Source organism: Spirosoma pomorum (assembly GCF_054776615.1).
Genome location: NZ_BAAHBP010000001.1, coordinates 241,565 through 258,162, shown reverse-complemented (window position 1 = coordinate 258,162; position 16,598 = coordinate 241,565). Strand labels below are relative to the sequence as shown.

The 16,598-nt window shown below is 49.9% G+C and carries 14 protein-coding genes; 3 read left to right on the top strand and 11 right to left on the bottom strand.

Going from position 1 to position 16,598, the window contains the following annotated elements:
- Positions 1 to 8 precede the first annotated feature (8 nt).
- Complete coding sequence (gene porG / locus ACYVAD_RS01030; RefSeq protein WP_461137606.1) at positions 9 to 680, top strand: type IX secretion system protein PorG; 672 nt, start codon at positions 9 to 11, stop codon at positions 678 to 680.
- Between the two features lie 146 nt (positions 681 to 826).
- Positions 827 to 1,618, top strand: a complete 792-nt coding sequence (locus tag ACYVAD_RS01025; protein ID WP_461138504.1) for a M23 family metallopeptidase — start codon at positions 827 to 829, stop codon at positions 1,616 to 1,618.
- A gap of 9 nt (positions 1,619 to 1,627) precedes the next feature.
- On the opposite strand, the gene ACYVAD_RS01020 is transcribed toward ACYVAD_RS01025, so the two are convergent.
- From ACYVAD_RS01020 to ACYVAD_RS01005, 4 genes are all read right to left on the bottom strand, one after another.
- Entirely contained in the window at positions 1,628 to 1,834 is a 207-nt protein-coding gene (locus tag ACYVAD_RS01020; protein ID WP_176568705.1) for a hypothetical protein, read from the bottom strand.
- The gene (locus ACYVAD_RS01015; RefSeq protein ID WP_461137605.1) at positions 1,827 to 3,356 is read right to left on the bottom strand and encodes a CCA tRNA nucleotidyltransferase; all 1,530 of its coding nucleotides are present in this window, start codon (positions 3,354 to 3,356) and stop codon (positions 1,827 to 1,829) included. The genes ACYVAD_RS01020 and ACYVAD_RS01015 overlap by 8 nt, the downstream gene beginning before the upstream one ends.
- Before the next feature lie 49 nt (positions 3,357 to 3,405).
- Entirely contained in the window at positions 3,406 to 3,942 is a 537-nt protein-coding gene (locus tag ACYVAD_RS01010) for an L-threonylcarbamoyladenylate synthase (protein WP_461137604.1), read from the bottom strand.
- A 186-nt stretch (positions 3,943 to 4,128) separates the two neighbouring features.
- Positions 4,129 to 5,136, bottom strand: coding sequence for a nitrilase-related carbon-nitrogen hydrolase (locus tag ACYVAD_RS01005; RefSeq protein ID WP_461137603.1), 1,008 nt, complete (start codon positions 5,134 to 5,136; stop codon positions 4,129 to 4,131).
- A gap of 257 nt (positions 5,137 to 5,393) precedes the next feature.
- Here ACYVAD_RS01005 and bshB1 point away from each other — a divergent pair, with 257 nt between their 5' ends.
- Entirely contained in the window at positions 5,394 to 6,113 is a 720-nt protein-coding gene (bshB1, locus tag ACYVAD_RS01000; protein WP_461137602.1) for a bacillithiol biosynthesis deacetylase BshB1, read from the top strand.
- 129 nt (positions 6,114 to 6,242) lie between these two features.
- On the opposite strand, the gene ACYVAD_RS00995 is transcribed toward bshB1, so the two are convergent.
- The 7 genes from ACYVAD_RS00995 to ACYVAD_RS00965 all read right to left on the bottom strand — a co-directional run bounded on the left by ACYVAD_RS00995 (position 6,243) and on the right by ACYVAD_RS00965 (position 16,560).
- Positions 6,243 to 7,277 (bottom strand): hypothetical protein, encoded by a 1,035-nt coding sequence (locus ACYVAD_RS00995; RefSeq protein ID WP_461137601.1) that lies wholly within the window; start codon positions 7,275 to 7,277, stop codon positions 6,243 to 6,245.
- Positions 7,278 to 7,313: 36 nt separating this feature from the next.
- Complete coding sequence (locus ACYVAD_RS00990) at positions 7,314 to 10,016, bottom strand: hypothetical protein (protein ID WP_461137600.1); 2,703 nt, start codon at positions 10,014 to 10,016, stop codon at positions 7,314 to 7,316.
- A gap of 100 nt (positions 10,017 to 10,116) precedes the next feature.
- Positions 10,117 to 11,520 carry a protoporphyrinogen/coproporphyrinogen oxidase gene (locus tag ACYVAD_RS00985; RefSeq protein WP_461137599.1) on the bottom strand — a complete coding sequence of 468 codons (1,404 nt, stop codon included), beginning with the start codon at positions 11,518 to 11,520 and terminating at the stop codon, positions 10,117 to 10,119.
- A 71-nt stretch (positions 11,521 to 11,591) separates the two neighbouring features.
- Complete coding sequence (locus tag ACYVAD_RS00980) at positions 11,592 to 12,353, bottom strand: glycosyltransferase family 2 protein (RefSeq protein WP_461137598.1); 762 nt, start codon at positions 12,351 to 12,353, stop codon at positions 11,592 to 11,594.
- Positions 12,354 to 12,555: 202 nt separating this feature from the next.
- Complete coding sequence (locus ACYVAD_RS00975; protein ID WP_461137597.1) at positions 12,556 to 13,725, bottom strand: acyltransferase family protein; 1,170 nt, start codon at positions 13,723 to 13,725, stop codon at positions 12,556 to 12,558.
- A 161-nt stretch (positions 13,726 to 13,886) separates the two neighbouring features.
- The gene (locus ACYVAD_RS00970; RefSeq protein WP_461137596.1) at positions 13,887 to 15,635 is read right to left on the bottom strand and encodes a hypothetical protein; all 1,749 of its coding nucleotides are present in this window, start codon (positions 15,633 to 15,635) and stop codon (positions 13,887 to 13,889) included.
- Positions 15,636 to 15,648: 13 nt separating this feature from the next.
- Positions 15,649 to 16,560, bottom strand: a complete 912-nt coding sequence (locus ACYVAD_RS00965) for a transketolase family protein (RefSeq protein WP_461137595.1) — start codon at positions 16,558 to 16,560, stop codon at positions 15,649 to 15,651.
- Positions 16,561 to 16,598 lie beyond the last annotated feature (38 nt).

The following is a 16,598-nucleotide window of genomic DNA, read 5'->3' as shown; positions in this document are numbered from 1 at the left end:
TCTCATTTATGAATCAATTTCGACATAAACTAGCCCGGCTTTTTATAGCCGGGCTTTTTATCACCACAGGGGCCCAGGCGCAGAAACTAGAAGTAGGCGGTGGTCTTGGGGGGATGCTATACAAAGGAGACGTATCGCCAAGCCTGAATCCGCGGTTTATTTCACCAGGAGCAAATCTGTTTTTTCGATATAACGCCACCCGATCATTCTCGCTGCGGGCGGGAGTTGGTTTGGGGGTACTACGCGCTGAAGATCGTCTGAGCAATGATCCGTTTCAACAGGCACGTGATTTTGCATTTCGCACGAACCTGGGCGAAGTCACGGTTGATATGGAATATAATTTTCTGAACTATAAGCCATCTCCTAAAGCACAAAACTGGACCCCGTACGTATTCGGTGGGGTTGGTATAAGTAACTTTCGGAATGATGTTATCCGGGCAAGGGGAATCCTGAACTTCCCACTTGGTATCGGTTTTAAATATGAGATAAAACGTCCTTGGAGCGTTGGGGTCGAGTTTGGAACACGGTTCACCAACAACGATTACCTGGATGGGCTGGGTGAGCGAACTTTTGGTACGACGACCGGTAAACTGGCCCAGGGAAATCCTGCTCTGCGGGATAGCTACACCTACACAGCGATTACGCTGAGTTACACCTTCTATAAATTAGTTTGCCCTTAATCCCTGATGCTGGCCGTATTCGGTCACTTTACCGACCAGAAATCACGTATTAACTAGTGAATTTTCGCCTGTCTGGCTACTTTGCGTAATTTTGGCGCATTGAGTAAGCCATATTCGATCCGGTGAAGATTGACGTAACTTCGTGCATGCGGTTAATGGGAATTTTAGGGGCAGTGTTGATCGGGGGGCTTAATGCCGCTTCGTCACAGGTCATTAACCGCCATTCGGAAGAGCCCACCCTGTACACATATTGCCAGCAATTTCAGACATTATATACCCAAATTCGGGTACAGAGTATTACGCCCGATTCAGCCCGGCTGGAATTTAGCCAGATCATGCATGGGCTCCAAGAACGCTTTCGGAGTCGCGCGAATGCAAAGCAAGATTCGATGCAGCGCGACAGCTTGTACCGTAGCGGCCATTACTTTGCCTTTCCAATCCGGGGGTATGCTACCAGTGCCATTGGCGGCACTCACGGCGAAGGCTACCGGGGAAAGGGCTTCGACTTGTTTGATTACAATGTGCGGGGGAGTCACCCTGCGCAGGATATTTTCATTGCCGACCGTAATCAGGACGCCTTGGATGATCGAACCAGCAAACCCGCTGACGTGCTGGCCATGAGTAATGGACTGGTACTAGCCATTGAAACCGGCTGGAAACCCGGTTCAGAATACCGGGGAGGAAACTGGATATGGGTGTACGATCCCACACTGCATGGCCTATTTTACTATGCACATAACAATGAGGTCTACGTAACGCCTGGACAGTGGGTACAGGCGGGTGACAAGCTGGCGGATATGGGGCGAACGGGCTACAATGCTTATAAGACCCGTTCGCCAACCCATCTACACCTGATGTATCTTCAAATTCAGCCGAACGGCTTGCCTGAGCCAATCAACACGTACCCTTGGCTATTGACGGCTCGACTCTCTAAGTAAACAGAGACCTTACGACTCTCGGACAAGGTTTACGCCCGTAATCAGGAAAATCATTCCCACGATAAATGGAGCAGCCGCTTCTCCATGTGAGACGCGTAAACCCAGTACAGGTTTCCCGTCCGATAGAAAAGCAATCAAGGCGAAGAGGATGACGACCACACCCAGGATTGTGAGCGAAGCGCCAAAAAAACGTCGGAAATTGGTATTGTTATCCATTATATGTGCTAGGCTGATTCTCAGTAGCTGTTAGTTGAAGTTCGTTTAAGGTTTTAACGGCTGTCAGATTACGTTTCCCGCCTTCCTCAAGAAGCATAGGAAAAGCGCCTTCGAGCGTATTGGGCACTAATCCATCCAGAATGGCTTCGCGCAACACGGTTTTTAATTCGCCAACTTCCTTGGAAGGTGCCAGGTCGAACGTTTCCATGATCAGTTCGCCCGTAATAACAGGCTGAAAATTGCGAAGTTTGTCCCGCTCTTCCAGATCGTGGAGCTTCCGTTCGACTTTGTCGAAATTGCGGAGGTGCTTCTGTACTTTCTCATAATTCTTCGACGTAATATCTGCCCGACAAAGTGCCATCAGCCCGTCCAGATCGTCCCCAGCATCGACCAACAGTCGACGTAACGCCGAATCCGTGATTTGTTCTTTCGTGAGCGCAATAGGGCGGAGGTGTAGGCGAACGAGCTTCTGCACATAGCGCATGTGTTCGTTGAGGGGGAGTTTCATTGTCCGGAAAATACCCGGCGTCCAACGTGCTCCCATGTCTTCGTGTCCATGAAACGTCCAGCCCACCTTCTGGTCGAAACGCTTCGTAGCTGGTTTGGCAATGTCGTGCAACAAAGCTGCCCAGCGAAGCCAAAGCTCATCCGCACGTAGCGAATCGGGCGCATTCGTCCTATTCGCTACGTTATCCAGTACCTGAAGGGTATGGTAAAAGTTATCCTTATGGCCTTTTCCCTCAATAGTTTCCACACCCTTAAGAGCAACAAGTTCCGGAAATATCCGGTCGAGTAACCCAGCGTGGTAAAGGAGCTTGAATCCGTAAGAAGGCGTAGGGGATAGAATGATTTTGTTGAGTTCGTCGGTGACCCGCTCCCGAGAAACGATGCTGATTCGCTCGTTCATGCGAACAACGGCATCGAACGTATCGGGTTCAATGTCAAAATTCAACTGAGAGGCAAAACGGATGGCCCGCATCATGCGCAACGGATCGTCGGAGAACGTAACGTCCGGATCAAGTGGCGTCCGGATAACTTTTCGCTTAATATCAGCTAGGCCGTTAAACGGATCGAGCAGTTCGCCGAAGCCAATTCCTGATTTCTGGTTGAGACTGATTCCCATGGCGTTGATCGTAAAATCACGCCGGTTCTGGTCGTCTGTAAGCGTACCGTCTTCAACAATGGGTTTGCGGGAATCACTACGGTATGATTCCTTGCGAGCGCCAACAAATTCGACCTCCCAAGGCTGTTCAGTATTAGAATCAAGATCCGGAGAGGTCCGGAGCATAGCCGTCCCGAAACTGGGGAAAACTGATACATTTGTATGCAATGCACGGCCTACTGCCTCGGCGAGCGCAATACCGCTACCGATGCAAACTATGTCGATGTCTTTGGAAGGACGTCCCATAATCAGATCACGCACGAAGCCGCCAATAACGTAAGCGTCCACGCCTAACGCGTCCGCTTCCTGGGCGATCTGGTCGAAAATGGGATTTTTATGTAAAGTGTCGCTGAAATTCATGCGCTTGCTGACTAGTCCGAACTAAAATACAGCCCTCGGAGTCAGGTAATTATTTTCTGATGAAACGAACGCCACCATCGACTTCCAGCGCCATAATACGGGGACGTTCCAGTTTTGCTGGTAGCGTACCGTAATGACCGATTATCAGCCCTTCTGGCAGCTCAGGCAGGCTCAAGGATTCGAAAGGAACCGTAAGAAGACCTCTCCCGAAACCACCAATCAACCGCTGAACCTCACCATTCAGGCTACGCCGGATGGCGACGGTTGCTGTAGGGGTATCGGCATTGGCAGCCCACAGCTTAGCTGAAATATTTTTGCCCTGGTTGTACACAACCGTCAGGGGTTTATCAGCAAACTCCACCAGATCGAAAGCAACGTCGGGCATCTGCGCTACGTACAAGCCGAGCTGATCGGTGTTCTGAATAACAATAGTTGGGAAAAAACCCACCGGTAAAAACGGAAGTAGCGCATCGACTGCCGAATCGTTGGTTGGATCGGCGGCAATCGACCAGCCCGTTTCGTCGGCAAGAGCAATCAGGTAGCCCTGTCGGAGCTGATAAGCGGTATCGCGGATACTTAAGGTCATAGCTAAATAACCCGCAAAAATACAGCAAGTTTATAAAAACACCGCCAGGAGATTGAGGCTAGTACGCGACAAGGTATCACTGCCGGGCGTAAAGCAACGTATTAGTAAAGAATTACAGACTAGACAGAAGCTACCTTGGGAGTATAGGTCTTGTGGGCCTGTAATTCTTCAATAAGGGCTGAACGGCTAGTTGTACAGCTTTTTAATAACTTCCTGTTGCGTGCGAACGAAGAAGGCACGCTCGGCAGGCTGGCTCAAGAGCGTATCGGGAGGGTAAACGCTGTGCTGGGCGTAGCTGTTGGCGTAAAGTTCATACCGTTGTCGGGCGAGTAGATTAGCCAGAGCTGGTCGCTGCCGAAACTCGCGTAATGCCGCCAGATCAATGTCAGCATTGGCAACCAAGCTTTCGCCGTAAGCTGCTTCAGCCAAAACCGTTCCTTTGTGGTCAACGATTCGGGAGTGGCCATCGGTAGTTTCGGCGGGGAGCAGGCTGCCTGATACACCGGCAGAGTTGGCAGAAACAACGTAAGCCATGTTCTCGACCGCCCGTGCCTGCTTGGCTATTTTTCTTGGCGTTAAAAGTGGACTAGCGATTTCCGAAGCGGAATGTAACAGGACTTCGGCACCACGCATGGTTAAACAGCGGGCTACTTCAGGAAACAAAATATCATCGGAAGCCAGGCAGGCCAGATTCCCAATGTTTGTTCGAGCGACCGGAAATAAGGAGTCATAGCCGTAAGCATCCAGATAAAGCTCCCACACATCATGCGGGGTAGGGGCATACATGGCATTTAACTGCCGATAGCGTAACAGAACGTCTCCATTTGGCCCAATGATGAAGCTCGTCTGGAAATAGAGCTCCGGAAAAAAAGGATCCTGTTCGTAAGCGTTTCCCGAAAAATACACCTGCTGCCGCTGCACCATAGCGCTTAATGCTTCGTAAACAGACCCATTGATTTCTAAAGCCGCTTTTTCGCGCCATTCATGAATTGTTTCGCGCGTTGGAACCCCGGTCAGAAAGGACTCTGGTGCTACAACCAGCAACGTATCGCGCCCAATATGGCCAATTGAGGCTGCGAGTTGACTTTCAATTCGTTCGATCGAGCGAAGCATCATCGATTCGGCTTCGTCCCGAGTCTGAGTGTTGGTAATCGACTGGCAGTTTAATTGAAGAGCAAGTGCTTTGTATGACATTGGTGAGGTATACGTTAATGCGTTCCTACAGGTAAGTGGGGTTATAGATACGAGGGATATTTATGGGCAGAACGGGTGCAAAATACCACTTTCGGTCAAATTTGACGCCTTCGAGGGTGTAAAGTCAGGCAAGAGTTGGTCCTGAATGATACTTTCTTAGTGAGTTAGACGGATTTGACTGGAAAAGCGAAACTTTCGAACGAGCTTTATCGTAGAAAATGAATTGAGGTCAATTAAATACCTCCAGAACCACGTACATGACTGTTGACGTATTAGCCATTGGCGCTCACCCCGACGATATCGAAATGACAAGCGCGGGGACTATTTTTTCATTGATCAACCAAGGTAAAACAGTTGCCGCTATTGACCTGACCCGTGGCGAGTTGGGCACTCGTGGTACGCCCGAGATCCGGGCCCAGGAAGCGGCCGAAGGCGCTCGGATTATGCAGCTGTCGGCTCGGGAGAATATGGGTTTTCGGGACGGTTTCTTTGCCAATGACGAGGAACATCAGATGGCACTTATTCCGCTAATCCGAAAATACCGGCCTAAAATTGTGTTAACTAACACGCCCGACGATCGTCATCCCGATCATGGCCGGGCTGCTCAACTGGTGGTTGAGGCCTGTTTTTATGCCGGATTACGACAGATTAAAACAACCGACGAAAGCGGTCAGTCGCAGGAAGCACACCGCCCGATTTATATCTACCATTTCATTCAGGATCGGGCGCTGATGCCGGATTTTGTCGTCGATATTACGCCTTACTGGGAGCAGAAATTAGCGGCAATCAAGGCATATAAAAGCCAGTTTTTTAACCCAGACAGCGAGGAGCCACAGAGCTATATTTCTGGTGAACCGTTCATGAAGTTTCTGGAAGCCCGTACCCGTGAGCACGGGCACATGATTGGAGCGGAATTCGGCGAAGGATTTATCACCAAACGAATGCTGGGCGTAAAGGATCTGTTTGAGCTGGTATAAATGATACAGTGTATCTAATTAATCAAGCCTTTTTTTTATGCTAAAAGGCTTGATTAATTGGGTGTATGGCTAGAATACCCGCGAAAGAGCTAATATTTCTATAGTTAAATCTGCTGCTAAGCAAGGGCACTATAAAGCCCTTGTTCCTACAGATGGAGTTGCGCGCCCAAGTAAAAGCGCTTGTACTTGATCAAGCCACATAGCTCGTCCGGCGCACGTCCAATGCGTGTCACCCTGGGCATAAGGTGACTGGGGCGCATTTTTGAATGAGTTGTAAACGTCAACCACCGGTAGCTGTAGCTTTGGATGCTGCTGTACACGCTCAATCAGGTGGTTATAGGCAGCCAGATCAGGCTCTAGTATGGTAGCTTTGTTAGGTATAATCGATAAATAAACATCGTCGAAGCCGAGTCGTTTGTAACGTGCTGCCGTAGCATTAACGCTGTCAACGAGGGCACTAACCTCCTGATCCGACAGCGGAGCAAATGACGAGTTGAGTTTCTTACTTGTGTCAGTGTCCAGGTTGGTAAACACATGTTTCTTGTCCGTCGATAAGCTCACGTTACCCGTGGTTCGATTGAACCAATCTAACGTAAGGCGAGCTTTCAGTTCTTTGAACCAGAAGGCCCACGAACCACTAAACAGCGTTGATTCCAATCGCTCTTCTACATCAATTCGATGAAACTCCTGGCCAAGCTGACGATACAGCGTGACCTTAGGTGGTGGCATGACCGTTGTGTCAGTTTGGACAACCAATTCGCGAACTGGCCGAGCAAAGTGTTCGCGAAAGTGGCGCTCAACCGTTTCGAGGAGCAAAACGTTACGTTTGGTCGGATTTAGTTGAGCGCGTTGCGTATGCTCCCAGGCCACACGCTGGTAGTGACTAACGGGGAAATCATCTTTGCTAAGCCGCTGCGGCTCCGTAAAACTATCACCAATGATGTATAGATGCGTACTTGACGTGTCGCTGGCTAGATGACTGGCTGGGCGCGGAACGGCTTCTTCTTTGAACTGGGAAAGTGCCGACATGCGGTACAGGTCTCCAAACTTGTAATCGTCGGCAATAAATCCGATATCATACAGCCAGTGAGAGACAGTTGTTGATAAGCCCCCTCCCCAAAGAATTAATGCAATCAGTAGTGCGGTGTAACGAACGAATCGCATGGATATTTTTGAAATTAATTTGACAAACAATGCTGCTTACCGGAGTCGGATGCTATACAGTAGAACAGATTGTCGGTAGCTGCTTAACGCGAAGAGTTCATTTGTACGCTCGTCGAACTGCAACGTAATTGGAAAGTCACTTGGGATCGGTCGATCACAGGCTAGCTTCCCGTTCAGATTATATAGGCTTGTAAAATTACCTGATTTTACGCTGATCAATTCAATACCTGCCCCCAGGCGATGGTAGCGTACGTCATTCTGACCTGACAGCAGGGCTCGCACTTCGAAACGGCGACGCCCCTGCTGATCCAGAACAGCGATTTCTGTATCGGTAGTACGTAACAGAAGCCAGTCAGTTTGATCGACATCAGGTAAGAGCTGAAAAACACCCTGGCGAACGGGTCGATAAAGCTGCGTTCGCTTGGCAATCATTCCGGTTTGTTTTAGCGCCAGTAATTGCCCTTCGTCCGTAATCGTGTGGATGTCGTTATCCGTTTGTCTGGTCGAAACAAGAGCCGGACCCGCGAACCGAACATCGGGCTCGTCGGGTTTTGTTCGCTCAACACGCACGGGGAAATGAGGGAGTTCAGCACCAGTCTCCTGCCAGAAATGTAATGTACCATCGGCCTGGGCGGCCAGAATATGCATACCCGTTGGCTTCGGTACGACCTGAAAAGGAGGAAGCAGAGGTGCTTTCTTCGGCGACGTTATAAGCTGGACAAATGCCTGCTTTTGCCGGTCCAGCGCATAAATATGGCCATCTTCGTGACTCACGAGTGCGACCAGATTTCGCTGCTGGCTCCCGCGAGGACGTATCAGATACGTTGAATTGATACCACGAGGCAGCGGGATGCGCTGTAATTTAGCGTCTTGCGTTCCTGGATCGGACGCGTAGAGTGTCCGGTCGGTCATGAACAGGTACTGCAAACGACCGTTGTTTAGAAAGTCGATCGCGAGCGCATTGCTACGTATGGGACCATCAAGAGTCGATTGCCCCGTTTTTTCGCCGTCTGGGGTGACTAGCCAGAACTGGCCGGTATTCGTGTGAGCGTAGAACTGGGCCGCTCCTTCACTCAAGCTGCCGGTCGCAATCGGGGCAGCTACTAACGTAGCATCTAGCTCGGTTTTTTTGACGAGCAGAAGTTTGTTCAGCAAAGCCTGACTGGCTCGGCGAGTTGTTCGGCCCAGCACAACAGTAGAGAGAATATTAGCGTTGCCATAGCTGGCCTGATACGCTATATTCTCCAGGTTCGTCAGGGCAGGTTCCGGATGGTCAAGCAGGTTTTGCCACCCTAGAGGCCAGGATGTTGGAATAACCGTCTCGGAGCGGTTTAAACGAGCAAAGGCAGTGAAGTTAGCAGGGCGTAATGTACCTTTTAAGAGATCCGCCTGGCGCTCATCAGATGCCCAGGTCGCCCCGCGCTGAATTTGTTGTAGGTAATCCAGCATCGTCTCTTCGCTATTAGCCACGATGAGGGATGAGCCGTGTTGGGTAATCCAGCTTTGGGAGAAACCGTTGAACAAATTACTGAACAAGGAGGCCGGTAGCTCGGGCACTTGAAGTAACAAGGTTTTGTGACCCAGAAAATTTCGGGGAGCCTGAGGTTTTCCCGCGCCTGCCAGAAAAGCAGCCTGCTGATATGCCGCTACGAGTTGCTTCCCGTTTTGAGAAGTAAGCACTAGCACCTGTCGGAGCCCTCCCGTTGGGGATTCCATACGACAGAGCATGATATCAGGCCCAAGCGCTTTATAAAGAGGGCCGGTGGCCGGTTCGATCTGACTGAATCGTTCTTTCAGAAAGTCGCTGGAAGCAGAGCTGAGTAACCGGCTCAGCGAACGACCAAATCGGGATGCATCGCTGATACCGATATGGTACAACGTTGCTGTCGTACGTGGGATCAGATTCGCGGATTGAATACGCCGGGGTGTCTGTCCCGCAAACAGAGCCGCTACGTCACGACGGCCCCCAATGTCATCAACAGCGTAGCCAATTAGATGAGATTGAGAACTTGATCGGCGAAATAGCAGATTCATCTGCTCCGGTAGAAATAACTTCACCAGTGAACCAACGTTGCTGAATAAAGACTCCAGCACTTCGGGACGTACCGATAGACCAGCCAGTAAATCCGTGCCCGTTTTGAACGACGGGGTCGGTTGAGCCTGGGGAAACAACCGGTTCATGTTGCGGGCTACGTTTTCGGTTAAAATACCGGATGTACTGCCAACCAAAAACGTATCGGTGAGGATGAACGAGCCAATAGGGTCGCCCGAGCGTGATACCAGATCCAGAATCTTTTGCCCCGAAAACGTGTGATTCAAAATCCGATACTGCCGTGGGTCTGGGTTCGTTAGATGATGAAGAAATTGTTTGTCGGCGTTGGCCAGCGGTATATAAAAGATGAAATCGAGATTGTTTCGGGTAATCGAGTGGAGTGAGTAATGAACGTCTTTGCCGGTTATAAACTTTAAAACCGTGGCCGTATCAGCAGTGGCGTACAGAAACCGATCAAGCCGTTGCCGGGCCTCGTCAAAGACAGGAATCTGCCGTAGAGCGATCTGTGTACGTAACGCCTGCCCTGAAGTGGTATCCTGCAACCGGTCGCTGGCAATGACCAGCAACGCACCCGGTGGAACAAGCAATCCTAAAGTACGCTCGTTGGTAAACAGATGTCGGTAAACCAGCCAGCCACCTAGTAGGGCTACGACAACAGCAAGGCCAATCCAGATCTTTTTGTTCATAAGGGCTAAAACGCGAAGCACTGATTTGATCGCTCCGGTAGCTGCGGAAACAGCACCCTGATCGACCAAATCAGTGCATCAAGTTTACTGAAAAAAGCGATTATTTTCCCCACATCGCGTTAGCCGTTTCGGGGAACGGCAACGTCAGTTCCGGAACGTTGGTAGCGACGCGATTCGCCCATTCTACCCCTTGCATCAACGAGTGATCCTGGTTACTTACTTCGTATTTCCAGGCACCAAAGCGGCCACGCGAATAAATGCCAAACGGTTCTAGTTTAGGCAATACCGCTTTCAGAATACCATCCCGCTCAACCGACGGTGTTGGATAGCCATATTCGAACGCCATGTGGAACGTTGAGACAACGTCGTCGGCCGACTCGATCAGTTCGTCTTCCAGCAGCGCCCGGATCGTGTCGTCAATCAGCGTTTCGCGGTTGACCGGTTTCGCAGTTGATTCGCTGGTTTCGGTCATCAGCGACCAATACTGTTCGCCATCCGGCGAATCCGTTGGTACGTTGTTCGGGCTGTAATTCGAGAATACCGTGACGCGGTAGTAGGGGCTGTTCGACTCGGGGAAGTACATCCAGCACATGGTTTCGAGGCTCTTTTTGGGTTTGCCTTTCAGACCAATACCAACTACGTTAGTCGACGAGTGTTTCAGGCCCTGCGCGGTTTGCACCGTTTCCGGGTCAAGACCTTCTACGCGCTTGGTGAATATGTCCACCGGCATCGTACTCATCAGATACTCGTACTGAATTTCTTCTCCGTTGGCCAGAATAATCTTTTTCTCCGGACCAATAACTTTCTCAACGGTTGTATTCAGTTTGATATTTTCGCGGCCGACAAGGTCACCAACGGCTTCCCAGATTCCACCCGTTCCACCGTGTTTCGGAAACTGGAACGTACTGTTAGGTCCCCAGGAAAAATCGTCTTGATCGAAGATAATGTTTTTGGTTACCCGGCCAAGGTCAGTAACGGCTACACGTTCTCCAACCCAGACGGCGTTCATTTCCTCCGTTGGATAAGCCCACACTTTGAAATTGTACGGGAACATGAACGTTTCAGCCAGGCCTGGTCCGAAGGTCGCGAGAATCCACTCTTTGAAGTTAGCTGGCTTCTTGTTGGTCGGAAACTTGTAGTTCTGGATAATACCATCGAGGCATTTCCACATGGTTTCCGGCGTCAGATACTTGATGTTGTTCTGAAACGGATACGGAACAAAACGCTTTTCTATCCAGACCCAGGATTCACGTTGGTGGCTAAGCCAGCCATCTGCCCCCAATGCTTTATGCATTAGGTCATCAAAATACTTGTAATGGGAAAACTGAACGTGCCCGCCTACGTCCCAGGTGAATCCTTTTTCGTCGATAAAGCTCTTCGACAAACCACCGATCCGATCTTCTTTTTCCAGTACAATAAAGTCGGTGATACCCAGTTCTTTCAGGCGATACGCTGCTCCAAGGCCCGTTGGTCCGGAGCCAATAATGACATACTTATAATTCATGGATTGGGACTACCGCAGAGTATAACGTTTGAGTTAATCAAAAATAAATAAGACGAGTAATGTACTGCTACTTAGGCGGCTATCGGTTCGGGCTTTTTCAGTGCTTTCACCTTACTGCTCAAGTCAAACCGGAACTGGGCCAGTTCCTGAAAACTCTGAATGCAAACTTTGAGTAGCTTCCATTTGAGAATAGAGACGGTGCCCGTTTGCCGTTCTTTATGCGTAATGGGGATGTCAAATGTGTTGAATCCTGTTTTTTTGGCCATGACAGCCAGGAAGATATTAGGGGCGAAGGGAGTTGGCTTTGGCAACTGATTCAACAGCTTACGCAGGAACGAGCCACGAATCAGACGGAATGGAATATTACTATCCATAATATACGTCCCGTAAATGGCCGCAATGCTCATCCGCAGAATACGGGTGATCACTAATCGGGCTGGAGCATCGTAACGCTCTTCCCGGTATCCTAAAATAAACGGTGATTCGTCCCGCTTTTCCCAGAGTTTGACAAAATCATCGGCAACGAACTGATCGTCGCTGTCCGTCTGAAAAACGTATTCCGAATCTAAAGCGACTGCCTGCCAGTAGCCGTTGACAACCGCATTGCCATGACCACCATTGGCTTGATGAACAACAACCAATTTAGGATAGCGATCTTTAATCTGATCAAGAATTGCTCCCGTGTTATCCCGTGAGCCATCGTTGACAACAATCAGGCGCGTATTTTGCGTAGGAAACTGACGATTCAGCAAATCAGTCCACTGCTTGACGACGACTTCAATAACTTCTTCTTCGTTATAGGCCGGCATTACAATTGACAGCAGGAGGCTCATGCAGTGTACTTTAAAAGGTTGGCGACAGATCAGCCGTCGTGTTAATGAATGTTGACAAAATGACTTCGTCAACGAAGTTTATTATGATTGCAAACTTTGCAAATATAGGAAATTGTTAGTCGTCGGTAGCCGAACCGAATAGGACTTTATTCAGTGGGAACGCAGAAAGTATGATCACCTCTAAGATTTGTCAGCTATAGTCTCAATAAGTAAACCGATCCTTTAAATTGTTAATCGGTTTTTCGACTGCAAACCAGGAAATCGTAGCCAGCGCAACGGTCAGGAACAGGAAGAAACAGAATTCGAAGAAGTAGGAGCTGTTCAACACCGGTAGTACGTCGGTGATGCGACGCCAAGCCCGTAACGTAAAATGCGTTGGCTGTGTGTGGTAGGCATTGTACACGAAATTATGGAACAGGTAGATGCCATAACTGATCCGGCCCATGTACTGACTAACCGGGTTTTCGAGTAACCATTTCATTGGCCCCCCAAAGCCTAGTACCGCTCGACCAATCAGAAAAAAACCTACCAACGAACCCGCTAGCCGCTCCCATACATTGGACATAACGTTATGGTGGCCGTATACCCGCACGGTGCTGGGCGCATCGGGTAAGATATCGACCAGGTATACGACCAGTAATAAGAGCAGTATACTCACGATTAGACCAATGTTGTTTCGGAAGAAGCGCTCGAATTGCTCCCGTTGGTAAAGCCACCAGTAGGCCATAATAGCCCCCAGACCGAAGGAGTCAAGGCAGGTTGGCGTACTGACGTAGTTTACAAACCAAGGTAGATGGGCTTGATCGACTGCATAGCGCAGGGCGACTGCGCCAACAATCATAATCATGGCGGTAGTCAGCACCCAGCGCCGGGGAACAAAAAAAAGCAGCAGGGGAAAAAACAGATAAAACTGCTCTTCAACGGCCAGCGACCACAAATGGTCGACCGTGCCGAGCCAGGTCATATTATAGACGATATAAATATTGGTGGCGTAAAGAGCCAGCCAGCCAATAACTTTCCGGACCGGGGGTTCGTTGAGCGCGTAAAGGACAAACAGCGTGAGGTAATAAATAGGGAAAATTCGCACTGTTCGGCGGATGTAAAATATCTTCAGATACCTTCCCAGCCCTCCGCCGGGTAGATGGCTGAATTTATCTTTACTGGACAGAAGGATCCGGGTAATCAAAAAACCACTCAGGACGAAAAAGATCGTAACGCCCAGTGCCCCCAGTTCCAATTGCAATTCAACTCGGCCAGCCAGCCAGTGATCGCATAGAACCAGACCAACCGCAATAAAGCGAACACCGTCCAGCTGCAGAAGGTGATTTAAAGCGGGACGGGACGTAGTAGGAGATAAGGTTTCGTTTACCATTGTTCACTAAATCCTGCGGTTGATCTATAGAGGTAGACCCTAAAACCGCAAGCTGTCTATGAGGTGATTCGCGTGATCTGATGATGGATAGTAGTGTCGAAGGTTGAGCCTTCAACAAACCAAAACAGGGACAATATACGCACTCTACTGCGTTTCCATGACTACCAGTTTTTCTTGAACGTGTCTGTTTGCGTCGTTTTTACAACAATTGAGCGGTTTGTCGGATGCAATGCCGCCTGCCCGTTTGTTGTAGTCAGCACGAACAGACTATACGCGCCCGCTTCCATGTCGGCAGTGACAATATCGGCGCTGAAGCCAGCCGTAAACAGACGTTGTGGCAAAAAGCGAGCCTGAATTACGGTTTGTTTCTGTTGCCAGACCGGAAACATGTAGAATCGTTTAGATGAGCGAGCGACCACAAAATTGCCAGGCTCGGATAGACTCGAAGGTGGAACCGTTTTGCTCGTTACTCGAAATCCTATCGGAGACCTTGTAACTGACAAGTAATAGGGTGATTGGGTAGCTTGTTGGTATAAGGCCGCTGCTTGCCCATCGTAAAAAGCAGGTGCAACATCGGTATACTGCTGACTAATCGCATCGCGACTGAACAAAGGTGTCGGTCCAGTATGCGTCCAGTTAAACTGATTACTGAGCAGCCATTGGTTCCACCATAGAGTTTCGTCCAAGGCAGTCAGGTACGATAAACCAGCCAGCACCAGGCTGGCAATCAGGCTTCCTGCGAAGAAGAGTTTGGAAAGTAGTTTATTCGCTAGAACAATGCTATAGGTGTAGAGCAGAGCCAGCAACGTAAGAGCGTAAATTTTGTATCGGCTGGTAATAATCAAATCGGCCCCAAAACCTGTGCGTGCCCAGGCGACAACGGCCGCTGTCAACAACAGAAAGGCTGCCGAGCTCCAGAAGAATAACGTACTGGCTGGAATAGGCCGGGAGGTGTTTAAGGATGGGCGACGGAAGCGACCGGGTATTGCCAGGATGGTTGTTCGATATTTCCAGAAATAGACGCCTACCAAGATCGATGTCAGTAGGACCAAAGCTCCTCCCAGTAGTATACTATTACGTAAAGCTGCCGGCCCCGGTACAATCTCCGCGGCAGCGCCGTTGAAGGCCAGCCAGCTTTTGGTGAGTGCCGGTACGGTACCCCGCGCGGGCGGGTTACCTTCAGGTTTTGCGAAACCAGTGAAATACAGCGCCACGATTATAATAGCGCCCCCCGCCCAGAATAACAACTGGCGCAATCGTGCTGGTGATCCGTCTATCTGTAGCGCTAGCAGCATAAAGCCTAACGGCCAGATAAGCATACCGTTGCCGCTTGTTAACGTAGCCAGAACAGCTAGCAGGAAAGCTACCGCCCAGCAGTTCGTATAACTCAGGAAATAAAGACTTCCCAGTACCCACAAGACCACCGAAAAGTTCTGGAGAGCGGCCATCCCCCAATACATATTTTCCCACTGAGAGAGGTTGAACAGCAGCAAAGAAACCGGTAATGCGTACAAAATGGGCCGTTTCTCGCGACGAAGAATAACCCCAAATAGAACGAGTAGGCCTACCAAACTCAGATTACCGACCAACATCAAATGCCGAAAATTGAGCTTACCAGTTAGGTAATAGTCCAGCACCGTTATGATTCGATCATAGACAATTCGGTGCTCGTTATGTTGCTTAAAGAGCTGATAGATTTTTTCTGATACCCCAGAAGCCTGATCGAAGTTGTACAGAAATTCGCGCAGAGCATGGTCATCCCACTTAGCTACATTAACTGCATAGGCTTGCCAGACTAGGGTAAATACCAGAATTGGCAAGGCTACTAACAAGTAGCTCAACACCGAGTCGTTCGTCCGGATAGGGGCCTGGCTGGTATAAGTGGGCGGTATAGACGTAGTATATTGCAAACGACGAATTACCCTAATTAAACGTAAACCCGGCTAACTGACGAGCTATGTTGGCGGGATCAAGACCCGACAATTGCTGATGATACTTTTGATCACCGTATAACCCGTTAGGGTATCCTTGCGCCGATAAGCTTACAAAATGGCTGGGGGCGGCTCCGTCGGCCAGCAGCTTAACGGACAACTGTTGTGCCAAGCCACCTATAGAGACGTGTTCTTCAACCACCAGCATGGGTTTACCAGCCCAGCGGTGCGCGAGTTCAGTGGGTAGATCGAGCGGGAGATTGGTGGCGGTGAAGACGTCGAACTGGTTCGCCAGCAGATCGTCCTGTAGAGCCGTCAATACGTTGGCAGCTACGGGCCCCAGAGCGACTACCGTGCCCAAGGATTCCTGACTACGGACAATATGCTTGAAGGTGCCAATGGTTTCCGAATCGTCAGGGGTTTTGGGGCCAGCACCCAGACGCAGGTAAGCGGGGCGGCTTTCGGCCAGAATCTGACCGAGCATCGGAGCTACTTCGTCCGCAAAAGCTGGGATATACGTATTAACGTTCTGTAGTCCACTCAGACAGGCCAGATCTTCAATAGCGTGGTGCGTACTACCCATGATCCCGTAGCCGTAGCCACCGCCGTTGCCTACCAGAAAAACGGGCATGTTATGCAGGCAAACGTCGTTTCGAAACTGTTCCAGGCAGCGGTATACCGCAAAAGGAGCAATGCTGTAGCAAAACACTTTGTAGCCACGATAAGCCAGGCCAGCCGCCATGCCTACCATGTTTTGCTCGGCTACACCAGCGTTGATGAACCGAGGTCCCAGCACCTCCGCTACGTTTTCAAGGGCACTGTATCCCAGATCGCCCGTTATGAAAATCAGTTTATCGTCCTCCTGCGCCAGTTGTTCGATGGCGGCTGAAAATTCTTTACGCATAGTACTTGCAGACCGTAATCTGTTTGTAAGTCGATGAA

Bases quoted from the DNA above. Each gene is read 5' to 3' on its own strand.
- ACYVAD_RS01015 (WP_461137605.1), bottom strand. From the start codon at position 3,356: ATGAATTTCAGCGACACTTTACATAAAAATCCCATTTTCGACCAGATC.
- porG (WP_461137606.1), top strand. From the start codon at position 9: ATGAATCAATTTCGACATAAACTAGCCCGGCTTTTTATAGCCGGGCTT.
- ACYVAD_RS01010 (WP_461137604.1), bottom strand. From the start codon at position 3,942: ATGACCTTAAGTATCCGCGATACCGCTTATCAGCTCCGACAGGGCTAC.
- ACYVAD_RS00965 (WP_461137595.1), bottom strand. From the start codon at position 16,560: ATGCGTAAAGAATTTTCAGCCGCCATCGAACAACTGGCGCAGGAGGAC.
- ACYVAD_RS00985 (WP_461137599.1), bottom strand. From the start codon at position 11,520: ATGAATTATAAGTATGTCATTATTGGCTCCGGACCAACGGGCCTTGGA.
- ACYVAD_RS01020 (WP_176568705.1), bottom strand. From the start codon at position 1,834: ATGGATAACAATACCAATTTCCGACGTTTTTTTGGCGCTTCGCTCACA.
- ACYVAD_RS00995 (WP_461137601.1), bottom strand. From the start codon at position 7,277: ATGCGATTCGTTCGTTACACCGCACTACTGATTGCATTAATTCTTTGG.
- ACYVAD_RS01025 (WP_461138504.1), top strand. From the start codon at position 827: ATGCGGTTAATGGGAATTTTAGGGGCAGTGTTGATCGGGGGGCTTAAT.
- ACYVAD_RS00980 (WP_461137598.1), bottom strand. From the start codon at position 12,353: ATGAGCCTCCTGCTGTCAATTGTAATGCCGGCCTATAACGAAGAAGAA.
- ACYVAD_RS00990 (WP_461137600.1), bottom strand. From the start codon at position 10,016: ATGAACAAAAAGATCTGGATTGGCCTTGCTGTTGTCGTAGCCCTACTA.
- ACYVAD_RS01005 (WP_461137603.1), bottom strand. From the start codon at position 5,136: ATGTCATACAAAGCACTTGCTCTTCAATTAAACTGCCAGTCGATTACC.
- bshB1 (WP_461137602.1), top strand. From the start codon at position 5,394: ATGACTGTTGACGTATTAGCCATTGGCGCTCACCCCGACGATATCGAA.
- ACYVAD_RS00975 (WP_461137597.1), bottom strand. From the start codon at position 13,725: ATGGTAAACGAAACCTTATCTCCTACTACGTCCCGTCCCGCTTTAAAT.